Source organism: Luteirhabdus pelagi (assembly GCF_016827595.1).
Classification (GTDB): Bacteria; Bacteroidota; Bacteroidia; order Flavobacteriales; family Flavobacteriaceae; genus Luteirhabdus; species Luteirhabdus pelagi.
Map to the genome: position 1 here is coordinate 545,708 of NZ_JAECMS010000002.1, position 13,561 is coordinate 559,268.

General features: G+C 42.1%; 16 protein-coding genes. 9 read left to right on the forward strand and 7 right to left on the reverse strand.

What is annotated here, in order from left to right; all coding sequences use genetic code 11:
* Positions 1-45: 45 nt before the first annotated feature.
* Positions 46-456 (reverse strand): BrxA/BrxB family bacilliredoxin, encoded by a 411-nt coding sequence (locus I4Q58_RS07295; protein WP_203295231.1) that lies wholly within the window; start codon positions 454-456, stop codon positions 46-48.
* Positions 457-647: 191 nt separating this feature from the next.
* On the opposite strand from I4Q58_RS07295, the gene I4Q58_RS07300 reads away from it, so the two are divergent.
* Entirely contained in the window at positions 648-1,388 is a 741-nt protein-coding gene (locus I4Q58_RS07300) for a TerB family tellurite resistance protein (protein WP_203295571.1), read from the forward strand.
* On the opposite strand, the gene I4Q58_RS07305 is transcribed toward I4Q58_RS07300, so the two are convergent.
* Entirely contained in the window at positions 1,385-2,143 is a 759-nt protein-coding gene (locus I4Q58_RS07305) for a VIT1/CCC1 transporter family protein (protein ID WP_236002855.1), read from the reverse strand. The genes I4Q58_RS07300 and I4Q58_RS07305 overlap by 4 nt on opposite strands.
* Before the next feature lie 60 nt (positions 2,144-2,203).
* Between I4Q58_RS07305 and I4Q58_RS07310 the strand changes: the two genes are divergently transcribed.
* From I4Q58_RS07310 to I4Q58_RS07340, 7 genes are all read left to right on the forward strand, one after another.
* The gene (locus I4Q58_RS07310) at positions 2,204-2,860 is read left to right on the forward strand and encodes a metal-dependent transcriptional regulator (protein ID WP_203295232.1); all 657 of its coding nucleotides are present in this window, start codon (positions 2,204-2,206) and stop codon (positions 2,858-2,860) included.
* The gene (locus tag I4Q58_RS07315) at positions 2,844-3,653 is read left to right on the forward strand and encodes a transporter (RefSeq protein WP_203295233.1); all 810 of its coding nucleotides are present in this window, start codon (positions 2,844-2,846) and stop codon (positions 3,651-3,653) included. The genes I4Q58_RS07310 and I4Q58_RS07315 overlap by 17 nt, the downstream gene beginning before the upstream one ends.
* 7 nt (positions 3,654-3,660) lie before the next feature.
* On the forward strand, positions 3,661-4,572 hold the full coding sequence (locus I4Q58_RS07320) for a metal ABC transporter solute-binding protein, Zn/Mn family (protein WP_203295234.1): 912 nt from the start codon (positions 3,661-3,663) through the stop codon (positions 4,570-4,572).
* Positions 4,569-5,309, forward strand: a complete 741-nt coding sequence (locus I4Q58_RS07325; protein ID WP_203295235.1) for a metal ABC transporter ATP-binding protein — start codon at positions 4,569-4,571, stop codon at positions 5,307-5,309. The genes I4Q58_RS07320 and I4Q58_RS07325 overlap by 4 nt, the downstream gene beginning before the upstream one ends.
* 47 nt (positions 5,310-5,356) lie before the next feature.
* Positions 5,357-6,481, forward strand: coding sequence for a metal ABC transporter permease (locus tag I4Q58_RS07330; RefSeq protein ID WP_203295236.1), 1,125 nt, complete (start codon positions 5,357-5,359; stop codon positions 6,479-6,481).
* Complete coding sequence (locus I4Q58_RS07335; RefSeq protein WP_203295237.1) at positions 6,474-7,634, forward strand: metal ABC transporter permease; 1,161 nt, start codon at positions 6,474-6,476, stop codon at positions 7,632-7,634. The genes I4Q58_RS07330 and I4Q58_RS07335 overlap by 8 nt, the downstream gene beginning before the upstream one ends.
* A 69-nt stretch (positions 7,635-7,703) precedes the next feature.
* Positions 7,704-8,126: a hypothetical protein gene (locus tag I4Q58_RS07340; RefSeq protein WP_203295238.1), complete on the forward strand. Its 423-nt coding sequence runs from the start codon at positions 7,704-7,706 to the stop codon at positions 8,124-8,126.
* On the opposite strand, the gene I4Q58_RS07345 is transcribed toward I4Q58_RS07340, so the two are convergent.
* The 5 genes from I4Q58_RS07345 to I4Q58_RS07365 form a co-directional block, all read right to left on the reverse strand.
* On the reverse strand, positions 8,123-8,284 hold the full coding sequence (locus tag I4Q58_RS07345) for a hypothetical protein (protein WP_203295239.1): 162 nt from the start codon (positions 8,282-8,284) through the stop codon (positions 8,123-8,125). The two genes, I4Q58_RS07340 and I4Q58_RS07345, sit on opposite strands and share 4 nt — an antisense overlap.
* 5 nt (positions 8,285-8,289) lie before the next feature.
* Positions 8,290-8,742: a hypothetical protein gene (locus I4Q58_RS07350; protein WP_203295240.1), complete on the reverse strand. Its 453-nt coding sequence runs from the start codon at positions 8,740-8,742 to the stop codon at positions 8,290-8,292.
* Between the two features lie 19 nt (positions 8,743-8,761).
* Positions 8,762-10,861, reverse strand: coding sequence for a ferrous iron transport protein B (feoB, locus tag I4Q58_RS07355; protein WP_203295241.1), 2,100 nt, complete (start codon positions 10,859-10,861; stop codon positions 8,762-8,764).
* Positions 10,862-11,086, reverse strand: a complete 225-nt coding sequence (locus tag I4Q58_RS07360; RefSeq protein ID WP_203295242.1) for a FeoA family protein — start codon at positions 11,084-11,086, stop codon at positions 10,862-10,864.
* A 113-nt stretch (positions 11,087-11,199) separates the two neighbouring features.
* On the reverse strand, positions 11,200-11,886 hold the full coding sequence (locus I4Q58_RS07365) for an SCO family protein (protein ID WP_203295243.1): 687 nt from the start codon (positions 11,884-11,886) through the stop codon (positions 11,200-11,202).
* Between the two features lie 147 nt (positions 11,887-12,033).
* On the opposite strand from I4Q58_RS07365, the gene rseP reads away from it, so the two are divergent.
* On the forward strand, positions 12,034-13,356 hold the full coding sequence (rseP, locus tag I4Q58_RS07370) for an RIP metalloprotease RseP (protein WP_203295244.1): 1,323 nt from the start codon (positions 12,034-12,036) through the stop codon (positions 13,354-13,356).
* The last annotated feature ends 205 nt before the right edge of the window (positions 13,357-13,561 follow it).

The following is a 13,561-nucleotide window of genomic DNA, read 5'->3' on the forward strand; positions in this document are numbered from 1 at the left end:
TAATTTCTAGGAAACGGTTCTGCTATTATTTATTTCGTTGGCCGACTAGCAATATTCGTCGTATGCCGCTTTCAGATTTTCGGAAATGGCTTCGGCCGGACGTCCCTCGATATGGTGACGTTCCAACATATGCACCAATTCGCCATCCTTGAACAATGCCATGGAAGGAGAGCTTGGTGGAAATGGTACCATTTGTGAACGTGCGGCATCTACAGCTTCACGGTCAACACCAGCAAAAACCGTCACTAGATTAGAAGGCGTTTTTGCATTCTGAAGGCTCATTCTTGCGCCTGGACGCGCATTTGCTGCAGCACAACCACAAACCGAGTTTACCACGACTAAGGTTGTTCCTTCTTTCTTTAAAGCTTCGTTTACATCGTCTGCTGTGAATAATTCTGAAAAACCGATGCTGGTTAAATCTTCACGCATTGGCTTTACTAATTCTGGTGGATACATAGCGTTATTTTTTATAATCGTTGTTGCAAATTTTTCTGATGCAAAGATACATATTTTAAAAACCAATAGGGTTGAAATCTCCTAAATACCAATTCCTAAGCAATCGGGAAATCGATATGGTTTTAGGGCGGTTTCAAGGAATCGCTTTATGTATATTTGCAGCAGTTTTTAAAAAAGGATACTATTTCAGAATGATTCGTTGGATTGGAGCTATAGTCGGATTTATGTACGGTCGCTTTTTCGGAGCGGTGGTCGGTTTCTTCTTGGGAAGTGTTCTCGACAATTTATTGGGCTCGAGACGAGGTAGTAGTTTTGGTGGAATGTTTCAACAGCAGCAATCGCAACGTGTGTCTCCAGCCGACTTCGAACTGAACCTACTCTCTTTGGCTTCTTTGGTTATTAAGGCCGATGGAAAGGTGAATGAAACCGAGCTTAACTATGTTCGGCAGTATTTTGTACAAGCCTATGGAAGGGAGCGGGCCAATGCCACGTTCAGGACGTTTAATGAAGTCATCAAAAAACGGGAAATAAACCTTGCCCGTATCTGTACCTATTTACGGCAACGGATGCGGTATGAATCGCGACTTCAGGTACTTCACTTCTTATTTAGTATTGCGAATGCCGATGGCCATGTAAGCGATCCTGAAGTGCGAAAAATTCGTGAAATTACTGGTTTTCTTCAAGTTAATGCGCGCGATTTTGAAAGCATTAAGGCGATGTTCTTCAAAAATCCTGACAGTGCCTACAAAATTTTGGAAATTGAACGTACGGCAACCGATTCTGAAGTAAAGGCCGCCTATCGAAAAATGGTAAAAAAATACCATCCGGATAAATTGCAGCATATGGATGAAGCCTATCGAAATGGGGCGGAAGAAAAGTTCCGAAAAGTTCAGGAAGCGTATGAACAGCTTCAAAAGGAGCGAAGATTCTAGGAAATAAGCTGCTCGAGAATATCCCCTACAAAATAGGCTACTACGGCTGCGATTGCTCCTAAGAGCAGGGTTTCGGCTATACTTTTCAGCATCTTTGATTGGGTAACCTTCGCCTTCAAAATACCGATACATAAAAATCCGATACCAGTTAGAACCGAAGTCCAAAGGAAAAGATCGAGCTGCAATTCGGAAAAATAATCCCACACATATAATAGGAGTGGTAATAACCCTATCAAAATAAAGGAAACATAAGTGCTAAACCCAATCCAGAAGGGTGATCGCTCTTCTTCAACCATATTCAATTCTTCTTTCATCATAACAGAGACCCAGCGGTCGCGATCTGCCGTGATGGTATCGACCACTTGTTGAAGTAATTCACCTTCAAACCCTTTCGCCGCATAGATTTCCTCGATTTCTTCCCGTTCTTTTTCCGGTAGGTTATCGACTTCCCAATATTCAATCTTTTTATGCTTTTCGTAACTGTCCTGCTGGGTTTTGGCGGATAAGTACGCACCAATCGACATCGATAAGCCGTCGGCTAATAGGTTTGCAAAACCGAGGATAATTATGATAGCGCTATCCAGCCCAGCTCCCACGGCACCTGCAACGACGGCAAAGGTGGTAACACTACCATCGATACCGCCGTATACAAATTCACCCAAATAATTCTCAAATCTTTTAGATAAGGAAAAAGACTTATGCAAGGTTGGCTCATGATGTTCCATTGCATAAAAATACACAGAAAAATCTATCATATTTAGGCAAGGCTAAAAAAATAATAATGGTTTGTATAAAAATAATTTTACCTTTGCCCTATGAATTCGTTAGCGGAAGAAAACTATTTAAAGGCGATTTACCATTTGCAGCGGGAGTTAAATGGTGATGTAAGCACAAATGCCATTGCCGATAGGATGGAGACAAAGCCTTCATCGGTCACCGATATGGTTCAAAAGTTGGGTGAAAAAGGACTGGTTTCCTACAAACGGTATAAAGGCACAACCCTTACAGATCAAGGGCAAAAGATAGCTGCCAATGTCATTCGAAAACACCGTCTGTGGGAGGTGTTTTTGGTTGAAAAACTCAAATTTCACTGGGATCAGGTGCACGATATTGCAGAGCAATTGGAGCATGTGCATTCCGAGGAATTGATCTCTCGCTTGGATAATTTTCTGGGCAACCCCGATTTCGATCCACATGGCGATCCTATCCCCGATAAACACGGGAAGATGAAGCGAACCGAGAAAAAATTGCTTTCCGAGCTTCAGAAAAACCAACAGGGCGTTTGTGTAGGGGTCAAGGAGTCGAGCGGCGAATTCCTTCAGTATTTAGACAAAAAGCAAATCAGTATCGGGACCAAAATCCGAGTTCTTGGAAAAGAATTTTTCGACGGTTCCATGGTGATTTTGGTCGGAAAGGATCAATTCTTTATTTCAAAAAAAATTGCAGAAAACTTATATGTACAAACCAGCTAACTTTTACCGAAGCTTATTTACGCTTTTAGGAACCTTCTTTTTCTTTGCTGAAAACAGCAAGGCTCAAGAAAATGATGATAGTATCGAGATGGTTACCGATAGGCCCGATGCTACAGAATCGGCATCCATAGTGCCGAAAGGGTTCCTTCAAGTTGAAACCGGTGGCTTTTATGAAAGTTTTGAAGAGAACGAATTTAGAACAGAAATATGGGGCTATAACACTACCCTCCTTCGCTATGGAGTGTTCGATAACCTCGAACTGCGTCTGGGGTGGAGCTTTGAAGAAACGCGCTTTTCTTCAAACGGCATGGAAGCCCCGAATGTACTTAGTGGATTTTCACCGCTTTTGGCGGGTGCAAAGGTGGCTATTGCTGAAGAGGACGGTTGGCTTCCGCAGATTGCGTTACTCGGGCATTTGTATCTTCCTTTCACCGCTTCCGACGATTATCGACCTGAAACCACTGGAACCGATTTTCGCTTTGCGTTTGCACACACCCTATCCGAAAAATCGAGTATCGGATATAATATCGGAGCCCAATGGTTCGAAGGGGTTGAAGGCGTCGCTTACATCTACACGCTGTCGTATGGGTACAGTGTTACCGAGAGGCTTGGGCTATATGCAGAGGTTTACGGAGATTTTCCCGAAAATGGAAAGGCAAATCATCTATGGGATGCCGGGGCCACCTATGCCATTAAAAACAACATTCAACTCGATGCTACTGTGGGTAGCAGCATCACAGAAGGACAAGATATTCTGCTAAGTGCAGGTATCAGTTTTAGACTTCCAAAGTAATTAGAAAATGAAAAAAATAACGATACTCTTACTCCTATTTACCATTTTCACCGGTTGTAAGAATGATACTTCCAAGGGTGAAAAACTGAACGTCGTCACCACCACGACCATGATCACCGATTTGGTCAAAAATATCGGTGGCGATGCCATTACGGTGAACGGATTAATGGGTGCTGGTGTAGATCCGCACCTGTATAAAGCAAGTGAAGGCGATGTGAACAAATTGTATCAGGCGGATGTGGTATTCTACAACGGACTTCATCTAGAAGGGAAGTTGGTAGAAGTATTCGAGAAAATGGAGAATTCAGGGAAGCGCCAAGTCCCTTTGGCAGAAGGATTGGATAAAAAGGGATTGATTGGCTCCGAATATTTTGCTTCTAGCTACGATCCGCACGTTTGGTTCAATATTGAATATTTCAAATTTTTTGCTGAAGAAACGGCGCGCGTTCTTTCGGAGGAGGCGCCAGAGCATGAGGAATTGTTTCAACAGAATAAAGAAGCGTACCTAAAGTCGCTAAATGAACTGGAAACTGAAATTACTAGCATTATTGAAGCCCTTCCGAAGGAAAAACGAATCTTGGTCACTGCCCATGATGCCTTCAACTATTTTGGTCAGGCGTACGATTTTGAAGTAGTAGGATTACAGGGTTTATCGACAGCGACTGAAGCTGGCGTTCAAGACGTTCAAAAAATGTCCGATTTCATTATTGAAAATGATATTAACGCCATTTTCGTAGAAAGTTCGGTTCCGAGGCGAACGATAGAAGCGCTTCAGGAAGCGGTGCTTTCAAAAAACCATGAAGTTCGAATCGGTGGTTCACTGTATAGCGATGCCCTTGGGAATCCCGATACTGAGGAAGGAACCTATATAGGGATGTTTCGCTATAACGTGAAAACCATCGTAACTGCACTGAAATGAAAGAGCAACAACCAGCCATACAGGTAGATGACCTCACCGTAGCCTATAATTATAAGCCGGTCTTATGGGATATCGACCTTACGGTACCGGAAGGGGTACTAATGGCAATCGTTGGGCCAAATGGTGCAGGAAAATCAACCCTGATCAAAGCCATTCTAGGAATTATTGACCCCATTGCGGGTAGTGTTGCTATTTATGGAAAACCCTACAAAGAGCAACGGAAACTGGTTGGATACGTACCGCAAAAGGGAAGTGTCGATTGGGACTTCCCCACGACCGCCGTCGATGTAGTGTTGATGGGAACCTATGGAAAACTGGGATGGATAAAACGACCTGGAAAAAAGGAAAAAAAGGAAGCTTTAGAAGCTTTGGAAAAAGTGGGAATGCTTTCTTTTAAAAACAGACAGATTAGTCAGTTGAGTGGCGGTCAGCAGCAACGCGTTTTCTTAGCAAGAGCCTTGGTTCAGGATGCAGCCATCTATTTTATGGATGAACCGTTTCAGGGCGTGGATGCCACTACTGAAATCGCAATCATCAATATTTTAAAGGAATTGCGCAAAGCGGGTAAGACAGTAGTCGTTGTGCATCACGATTTACAGACCGTTCCGGAATATTTCGATTGGGTCACTTTTTTGAATGTTAAGAAAATAGCCACGGGGCCAGTGAAGGATATTTTCAACGACGATAACCTCACGAAAACGTATGGGATTAATTATAAAGTGGCCATTAACAAATAACAAGAGTCAAATAGCAAATTCCAAAAAAGCTTATAGCCAATAGAATAATGACCATTCAAGAATATTTCGAGCTCGTCTTCACCGACTACACCTTGCGTACTATTACGTTGGGAACGGCGGTATTGGGAGCGATTTGTGGGATGTTGGGTAGTTTTGCGGTGTTGCGAAAGCAGAGTTTGTTGGGCGATGCGATTTCACATGCGGCCCTACCCGGTATTGCAATTGCTTTTTTGCTTACCGGAACCAAGGATAGTAATCTACTATTGATTGGCGCTTTGGTCAGTGGTCTGGTGGGAACCTATTGGATTCGGGGGATGATTTCAAAAACACACCTAAAGACGGATACCGCTTTGGGACTGATACTTTCCATCTTCTTTGGCTTCGGAATGCTGTTGCTCACTTTTATACAGAAGCAGCCCAATGCAAATCAGGCGGGGTTAGATAAATACCTTTTCGGTCAAGCCGCGACCTTGGTTGAAAGCGACGTGAGGCTGATGGTTATCGTTACGGCTATTTCGCTATTCATTTTACTGCTATTTTGGAAAGAGTTTAAAATACTATTGTTCGATGCGGAGTTTACCCAGACCTTGGGCTTCAACACCAAATTCATCGACATTCTTATTACCTTTTTTATTGTTTTGGCTATTGTGCTAGGGCTTCAAACCGTCGGAGTTGTATTGATGAGTGCCATGTTATTGGCACCGGCAGCTGCTGCGCGTCAGTGGACAAACAGCCTGGCGATGATGATTTTGCTTGCCGCTATTTTTGGAGCCTTTTCAGGAGTGGTGGGAACGGCAATAAGTGCAAGTCAGGATAATTTATCTACGGGACCGGTCATCGTTTTGGTCGCCGCGGTTTTTGTATTCTTTTCATTTGTGTTTTCACCTGGACGAGGCTTGCTGTTTCGCGAAATTCGGTTTCGACAGAATAGAAGGGATTTGGAGTTGAAGAAGACCTTGCAATTTATGTATAGCATTGCGAAGAATCATAAGGATATTTCACATCCGCATACAGTTCGTATCTTAAATGATTTTCGAGGCTTTACGAGAGGAACGCTTCGCAAATTGGAAAAGAAGAATTGGATTGAAATTCACGGCCAAAATTGGTCACTTACGACCAAAGGCTACGAAACCGCTGAAAATTTATATAACCAACAGAAGCCCCATGACTGAGCCACAAATTGAAATACAACTCATCGCCGCCGTGGTCGCTATTGCTTGTGCTATTCCAGGCGTATTCTTAGTACTTCGAAAAATGGCCTTGATCAGCGATGCTATCAGTCACTCGATTTTGCCAGGAATCGTTATCGGTTTTTTTATTACGCACGATCTAAATTCACCTTTATTAATCATATTGGCAGCTATTACGGGAATCTTGACGGTGGTGCTGGTGGAAGCAATCCAAAGTACAGGCTTGGTAAAGGAAGATACGGCCATTGGATTGGTATTTCCAGCTTTGTTCAGTGTTGGCGTGATCTTAATTGCGAAGAACGCTAACGATGTTCATTTGGATGTGGATGCGGTTTTGCTGGGTGAATTGGCCTTTGCACCTTTTGACCGATTACTGATTGACGGTATCGATTTTGGTCCGAAATCGCTTTGGGTGATGGGGGTCGTTCTGCTTATTAGCCTAGTCTTATTGTTTCTATTCTTCAAAGAACTGAAGGTAAGTACGTTCGACGCAGGTTTGTCTTCAGCATTAGGTATTTCACCTATCATTATGCATTACGGTTTGATGTCGGTTTCATCGATAACTATCGTTGGAGCTTTCGAAGCAGTTGGCGCTATTTTGGTCGTCGCGCTAATGATTGCACCTGCGGCAACAGCCTATTTATTGACGGAAGATTTGAAAAAAATGTTGGGGCTTTCGGTACTCTTCGGAGTAGTGGCAGCAATTTTGGGCTATTGGTCCGCACACTGGTTAGATGCTTCCATTTCGGGTTCTATGACGACTGTTCTTGGTATCATATTTCTATTGACCTACCTCTTTGCGCCACGCAAGGGATTGATTTCAGTATTGTACCGACAACGTCAACAACGGACGGAGGTTTCGTTAATAACGTTTTTGCTTCACCTAAACAATCACCAGGAAAAGGAAGAACGTCATATTAATCACCTGCAGGAACATATCAATTGGCAACGGGTACGCAGTAAAACGGTGGTCGATTTAGCCGAACGCAACAATATGATAACCATTGAAGAAGGAGTGGTTTCCCTTACTAAAAAGGGGTTGGAATTTACAGAACTAGCGCTAGAATATATTATTACCAACCGCGATGAGAAAATCGAACATATGAAAGACGATTTTTTTCTATTTCGAGGATGATTTCAGCAAAAGCCGTCATCTATTCGTATTTTGGCACTATATTTTCCTAAGCATATATAAAATTGAATTATGAAAGCTATTCTTTTCGTCTTTGCTCTATTCTTGCCATTCGTTGGTTTTTCCCAAGAAGAACAACCGATTACACCTCCTAAAATTGCCGTAAAAATTCCGTTGGGCAAAACAGTGGCTTTTGAAGGCGTCGCGATAACATTCAAAGAAGTGCTGGAAGATTCCCGCTGTCCTGAAAATGCTACTTGTGTATGGGAAGGTCGCGTTCGAGCCTTGGTTTCGATAGAGGAAGAAGGTGAAGAAGCAATTGAACAAGTTGTTATTTTTGGAAAAACGAAGTCAGGGGAAGAAAAGAATCACAAACTATATTCAAAAGGGAAAAGCGTTTTGAAAGCGATGAAAATCGATCCGTATCCTGTGATGGGGGTTTCCAAAGAAGATATTACTTATACGCTCTATGTATACATTGAAAGCATTGGTTAGTGACAACCACAATCACTTTTTCCACATTTGGTTTTACCGCCATCCAAAGTTCCGATAGGGGTGGTTTTGCGACTATCCACAATAGGATCGTAGATGAATTTCTTCAACAGAAATCCAACAGCCAAAGCAAAGGTTATAAACACTAAAATCGTTTGCATACTTCTTAATTTACGGTTACTTCAACATTTACAGTCTCATCAAATTCAAGTTTGTTTACCAATACATGGTACGTAATATTTGGAGCTATTTCGGTATCATCGGTCACAACGGTTACCGTTAGCGCAATACTTTCATCTTCACAATCTTGAATCATTTCATATGAAATACTGGCTACGCCATTCCCCAAAGCCTTCTTCCCAATGATTAAATCATAAGTATCAAAATCGATTTCAGGAGTACAACTTCCCGTTATCAAGGTATCAAACGTTTCCTGAGTCGAGATGATGGTAAAGTCCTCTTCTAAATCGATGTTCATTTGGAAGGGTGTATTTGTACAGCCATACTCTGCTTCCAAAGATGTAAATGCAAGTTCTATGTCGGTGCATTCCTCATCTTCCTTACAATTTGTAAGAAGTAAAAACAGGCTGCTTAATAATATGATTGACAATTTTTTCATCTTTCTTAAAGATACTAAATCATTTTAGGAATTGGTAGGCTGCCAAGGCTACTATATATGCAATTCCGCTCATCACAAACAATTGCCACATAGGCCATTTCCAACTATTGGTTTCTTTTTTTACAATCGCCAACGTACTCATACATTGCATGGCAAATGCATAAAACAATAACAGCGATACACCACTTGCAAAATTAAACAATGGCGTGCCTAAAACCGGATTGGTTTCGGCGGCCATTCTGTTTTTAATGGTTTCTTCCTCTTCACTACCCACGCTGTATATCGTAGCCAACGTTCCGACAAATACTTCGCGTGCTGCAAAAGAGCTTACAATAGCGATTCCTATTTTCCAATCGTAGCCCAATGGACGAACCGCTGGTTCAATCGCTTTTCCCATATAGCCTATATAGGAATTTTCCAATTTAAAGGAAGCTACTTTATTCTCGAATTCTGCTTCGGTAAGGGTTTCACCGGCCGTCTCGGTTCGTACGATTTCCTCGGCATTGTTGAAATCACCTGGCCCATACGATGCCAACACCCACAGTATAATAGATATGGCTAAAATGATCTTTCCGGCACCGACCACAAACGATTTCGTCTTCTCTACTACCGTAATCAGCACATTTTTGAAAAGCGGAACCTTATAATGAGGCATTTCGATAACGAAAAAGGTTTTGCTCCTTATCTTCATATATTTATCTAAGAGCCATGCAGAACCAATGGCGGCAGCAAAGCCCAGCATATACATAAACATCAAGGTAAGTCCCTGGAGGCTGAAAATTCCTAAAATTTCTTGTTCGGGAATCACCAGCGCGATGATAATCAGGTACACCGGTAGTCGGGCCGAACAGGTGGTAAAGGGAGTGACCAAAATCGTGATAAGCCGTTCTTTCCAGCTTTCGATATTTCGTGTCGCCATGATAGCAGGAATAGCACAGGCCGTTCCAGAAACCAAGGGCACGACGCTTTTTCCACTTAATCCGAAGCGTCGCATCACGCGATCCATCAGGAATACCACACGACTCATATAACCGCTTTCTTCCAATATTGAAATGAATAGGAACAGAAACGCGATCTGTGGAATAAAAATGACAATTCCACCCAATCCTGGAATGATTCCTTCAGCGATCAAATTGGTGAAGTCGCCCGGAGGCATCACATTTTTGGTCCATTCACTTAAAGAAGCAAAGGTGCTGTCTATAAAGTCCATCGGATAGCTACTCCAATCGAATATCGCCTGAAAAATGAGCAACAGAATTCCGAAGAAAATGACATACCCCCAAACCTTATGCATTAGGATACGGTCTAGTCGGCTCTGGAAGTCCTTCGCATTAGCCGTATCTATGGTAAGGGTCTCCTTCAATATGTTATTGATGAATTGATACCGCGCAATTGTTTCCTTCTGTTGAAGCCGTTTTAGATTGCTTTCACTCTCGGTCTGAAAACTGGCCACGCCCTTCAATTCATTTCGATCTAATTTTCCGAAATTGACGTCTTGGGTAATCACCAACCAAAGTTTATAAAGGTCCTGCTTGGGGAAAGCCGTTCGCAGTCGGTCGAAGTATTCCGGAGCAATGGAGGAAGCATTTAAACACGGCTTGGTTGAAAGCAAGTTGTAATCGGTAATCAACTCTTTCAAATAGCCGAAACCTTCATTTTTTCTAGAACTGACCAACGCAATTTTGGTCTCCAATTGTTTTTCGAGGGCTTCAATATCCAACGATATTGCCTTTCGCTTCATTCTATCGGCCATATTGATTGCTAGAACCGTAGGAATTCCCAAATCTTTTATTTGGGTGAAAAGGAGTAGATTTCGCTTTAAGTTCTCTACATCGGCGACTACCACTGCTACATCGGGATAATCCTTGTCGTTTTTGTTCAGCAGCAATTCTATGACCACATTTTCATCTACCGAAGAAGCATTCAAGCTATAGGTTCCAGGAAGATCGATAATATGGGCTTTCAGGCCACGATCCAGTTTGCAAACGCCTTGTTTCTTTTCAACCGTAATCCCAGGATAATTTCCAACCTTTTGGTTTAAACCAGTCAGACGGTTAAATACTGAGGTTTTACCGGTATTGGGATTTCCAATAAGGGCTACGTTAATCTGTCGGGCCATTTAGAGAAGTTCTATTTCGATATTGGCCGCAGTTTCCTTGCGAATGGCCAAGTGACTACCATTAATATTTATGTACAACGGATCCTGAAAGGGAGCGGTCTGCACCAACGCCACTTCATTTCCGGGCAAACAGCCCATCTCGAGAAGCTTCAGGGGAACGACTTCCACCGAAAATTCCTTGATAATGGCGCGTTGGCCTTTCTTAAGAGTCGCTATGGTAGGCATTGTGTTTATTTAGATTGATTTTAAACAATGCAAATGTAAGGGAAATTGCGCAGCTAGGAAAGGAAATCGGCACTTGCCAATAGTTTTAACACAGCAAGCTGATTATTATCACCTTATTCGGAAGCTTTCAATGTTTTAATATCGCGAAGAATCTGTTCAATCGACTCAGGATCTGTTCCGTCATAAAACCCGCGAATGCGTTTCTTTTTATCGACTAACACGAAGTTTTCGGTATGTACCAAATCGTATTTGTTGTAGGGAACATCCTTGGCAGCCAGATACGATTTTCGGGCTAGATCGTAGATCTGTTTTTTATCGCCTGTGACCAAATTCCATTTAGAATCATTTACGCCTTTTTCAATGGCATAACGCTTTAACTGAGCAACGGTGTCTATTTCGGGCGTTACGCTATGGGAAAGCAACAAAACGTCCTCATCGCCTTCAAGCTTCACCTGTAGTTTCGACATATGGTCGGTCATAACAGGACAGATGGTCTGACAAGTAGTGAAAAAGAAATCGGCGACATATATTTTTCCCTCGTAATTCTTTTCCGTAATCGTATCACCATTTTGGTTCACCAGTGAAAAATCGGATATGGTGTGGTATTTTTTAACGTATTGAACGGTGGTATCGACCAATTCAGAATTTACCTCTGAAGGTTGAAAAATGGGTAATTTTTTCTGTGGACTGAAAAACGTACTATCAGTATCGTAGATTTGATAAATGATGGTAACGATAATGGCAGAAAGCACCAATAGTACGACGCCAAAGAATTTATATTTGGCAAAAAATCGAAGCATCTCTCTTTTTACTACAAAAATAGCATGTTCCAGTCCAAATAGGAAGCCTTCGGTGTTAAAACAGATGGTTTAAATGGCAACCCAATAACCCTATTTTTTTTAGAGGGAGGAATAGGTTACTTTTGTGCCTCAATTTCAGAATATACTATGAGTCCATTCGCCGTTAAGGCCATACAGCTTTTATTGAGTTTGTCCCTACTGATCGTACTGCACGAGTTAGGGCATTTTATCCCTGCGAAATTATTCAAGACGCGGGTCGAAAAATTCTTTTTGTTTTTTGATGTGAAATTTGCCCTCTTCAAAAAGAAGATAGGGGAGACCGTTTATGGAATTGGTTGGTTGCCCTTGGGTGGCTATGTGAAGATTGCCGGAATGATCGACGAGAGCATGGATAAGGAACAGATGGCAAAACCGCCACAACCTTGGGAGTTTAGAAGCAAACCGGCTTGGCAACGGTTGATTATCATGGTCGGTGGAGTTACGGTGAATATTATCGTTGGAATTATCATCTACATCGGAATTTTCTATTATAACGGAAATACGGTTTTTTCGAGTGAAGACTTGCCAAATGGGTTTGCCGTTGCAGAGGAATTTCAGGAATATGGCTTTCGTGATGGCGACCAGATAGCGGCCGTAAATGGTGAGGAATTTCCGAACGTATTGCTTATCAACAAGCATTTATTTCTTCGTGATGTCAACTCTATTACGGTGAACCATAGCGACGGTTCTACCGAAACCATCGATATGCCAGAAGATATTGGAAGCTATATGTTCGATAACGATGTTATCCAGCCGTTTCAACCTATTAGGGTAGCGGTAATGGATACGGTTGTACCCGACTATCCAGCCTACGAAGCAGGCTTCAGAAGTGGCGATAAAATTGTTTCTATCGATGGGAAACCCATTCAATATTGGCATGAATTCAAGCGAACTGTAACGCAGGATACGACAGCTACCTATTCGTTTGTGGTGGAAAGAGACGGAACGATGGATACCCTAAGTGTTAGTCCGAACAAGGATGGTATAATCGGCGTAAACAACTTTGCTCGTGAACTAGGCGATGGTACACAAAAGCGCTATTCTTTTGGTGAAAGCATTACAGGTGGAATTTCTTACGGGTATAATGTACTCAAGGATTATGTAGCCCAATTTAAATATGTCTTTACAACTAAGGGCGCAACGCAAGTAGGTGGTTTTGGAGCAATAGGAAGTCTATTCCCCGATACTTGGAACTGGTTGAATTTCTGGGAAACGACGGCGCTTATTTCAATTATTTTGGCCTTTATGAATATATTGCCAATCCCTGCGTTGGATGGCGGTCATGTAATGTTCTTGTTATATGAAATGGTTTCAGGTCGTAAACCCGGTGAAAAATTTATGGAATATGCCCAAATGGTCGGCTTCTTCTTGCTAATCGCCTTGGTATTGTTCGCCAACGGAAACGATATCTATCGCTGGCTTTTTGAATAAGAACATTGAAGTGTAGTTGCTGAGTTAATCTATCCTTCTCTGTCACCCTGAGCTTGTCGAAGGGTCGAAGTCACCTTGGTATTGTTAGCTAAAAAAACCATAACCATTAAAACAAAAAAGCTTCAATTTTAGTTGAAGCTTTTTTTATTGATGACATTTTGAAAGTATCTCGATGATGGATAGTAAAGGGTCTTTTTGAAGTTAC

Excerpts from the sequence above, each read along its gene's own strand:
- I4Q58_RS07360 (WP_203295242.1), bottom strand. The coding sequence starts at position 11,086 with ATGCCTACCATAGCGACTCTTAAGAAAGGCCAACGCGCCATTATCAAG.
- I4Q58_RS07310 (WP_203295232.1), top strand. The coding sequence starts at position 2,204 with ATGAATTCGTTAGCGGAAGAAAACTATTTAAAGGCGATTTACCATTTG.
- I4Q58_RS07330 (WP_203295236.1), top strand. The coding sequence starts at position 5,357 with ATGACCATTCAAGAATATTTCGAGCTCGTCTTCACCGACTACACCTTG.
- I4Q58_RS07340 (WP_203295238.1), top strand. The coding sequence starts at position 7,704 with ATGAAAGCTATTCTTTTCGTCTTTGCTCTATTCTTGCCATTCGTTGGT.
- I4Q58_RS07305 (WP_236002855.1), bottom strand. The coding sequence starts at position 2,143 with ATGATAGATTTTTCTGTGTATTTTTATGCAATGGAACATCATGAGCCA.
- rseP (WP_203295244.1), top strand. The coding sequence starts at position 12,034 with ATGAGTCCATTCGCCGTTAAGGCCATACAGCTTTTATTGAGTTTGTCC.
- I4Q58_RS07320 (WP_203295234.1), top strand. The coding sequence starts at position 3,661 with ATGAAAAAAATAACGATACTCTTACTCCTATTTACCATTTTCACCGGT.
- I4Q58_RS07300 (WP_203295571.1), top strand. The coding sequence starts at position 648 with ATGATTCGTTGGATTGGAGCTATAGTCGGATTTATGTACGGTCGCTTT.
- I4Q58_RS07350 (WP_203295240.1), bottom strand. The coding sequence starts at position 8,742 with ATGAAAAAATTGTCAATCATATTATTAAGCAGCCTGTTTTTACTTCTT.
- I4Q58_RS07315 (WP_203295233.1), top strand. The coding sequence starts at position 2,844 with ATGTACAAACCAGCTAACTTTTACCGAAGCTTATTTACGCTTTTAGGA.
- I4Q58_RS07365 (WP_203295243.1), bottom strand. The coding sequence starts at position 11,886 with ATGCTTCGATTTTTTGCCAAATATAAATTCTTTGGCGTCGTACTATTG.
- I4Q58_RS07325 (WP_203295235.1), top strand. The coding sequence starts at position 4,569 with ATGAAAGAGCAACAACCAGCCATACAGGTAGATGACCTCACCGTAGCC.
- I4Q58_RS07335 (WP_203295237.1), top strand. The coding sequence starts at position 6,474 with ATGACTGAGCCACAAATTGAAATACAACTCATCGCCGCCGTGGTCGCT.
- feoB (WP_203295241.1), bottom strand. The coding sequence starts at position 10,861 with ATGGCCCGACAGATTAACGTAGCCCTTATTGGAAATCCCAATACCGGT.
- I4Q58_RS07295 (WP_203295231.1), bottom strand. The coding sequence starts at position 456 with ATGTATCCACCAGAATTAGTAAAGCCAATGCGTGAAGATTTAACCAGC.
- I4Q58_RS07345 (WP_203295239.1), bottom strand. The coding sequence starts at position 8,284 with ATGCAAACGATTTTAGTGTTTATAACCTTTGCTTTGGCTGTTGGATTT.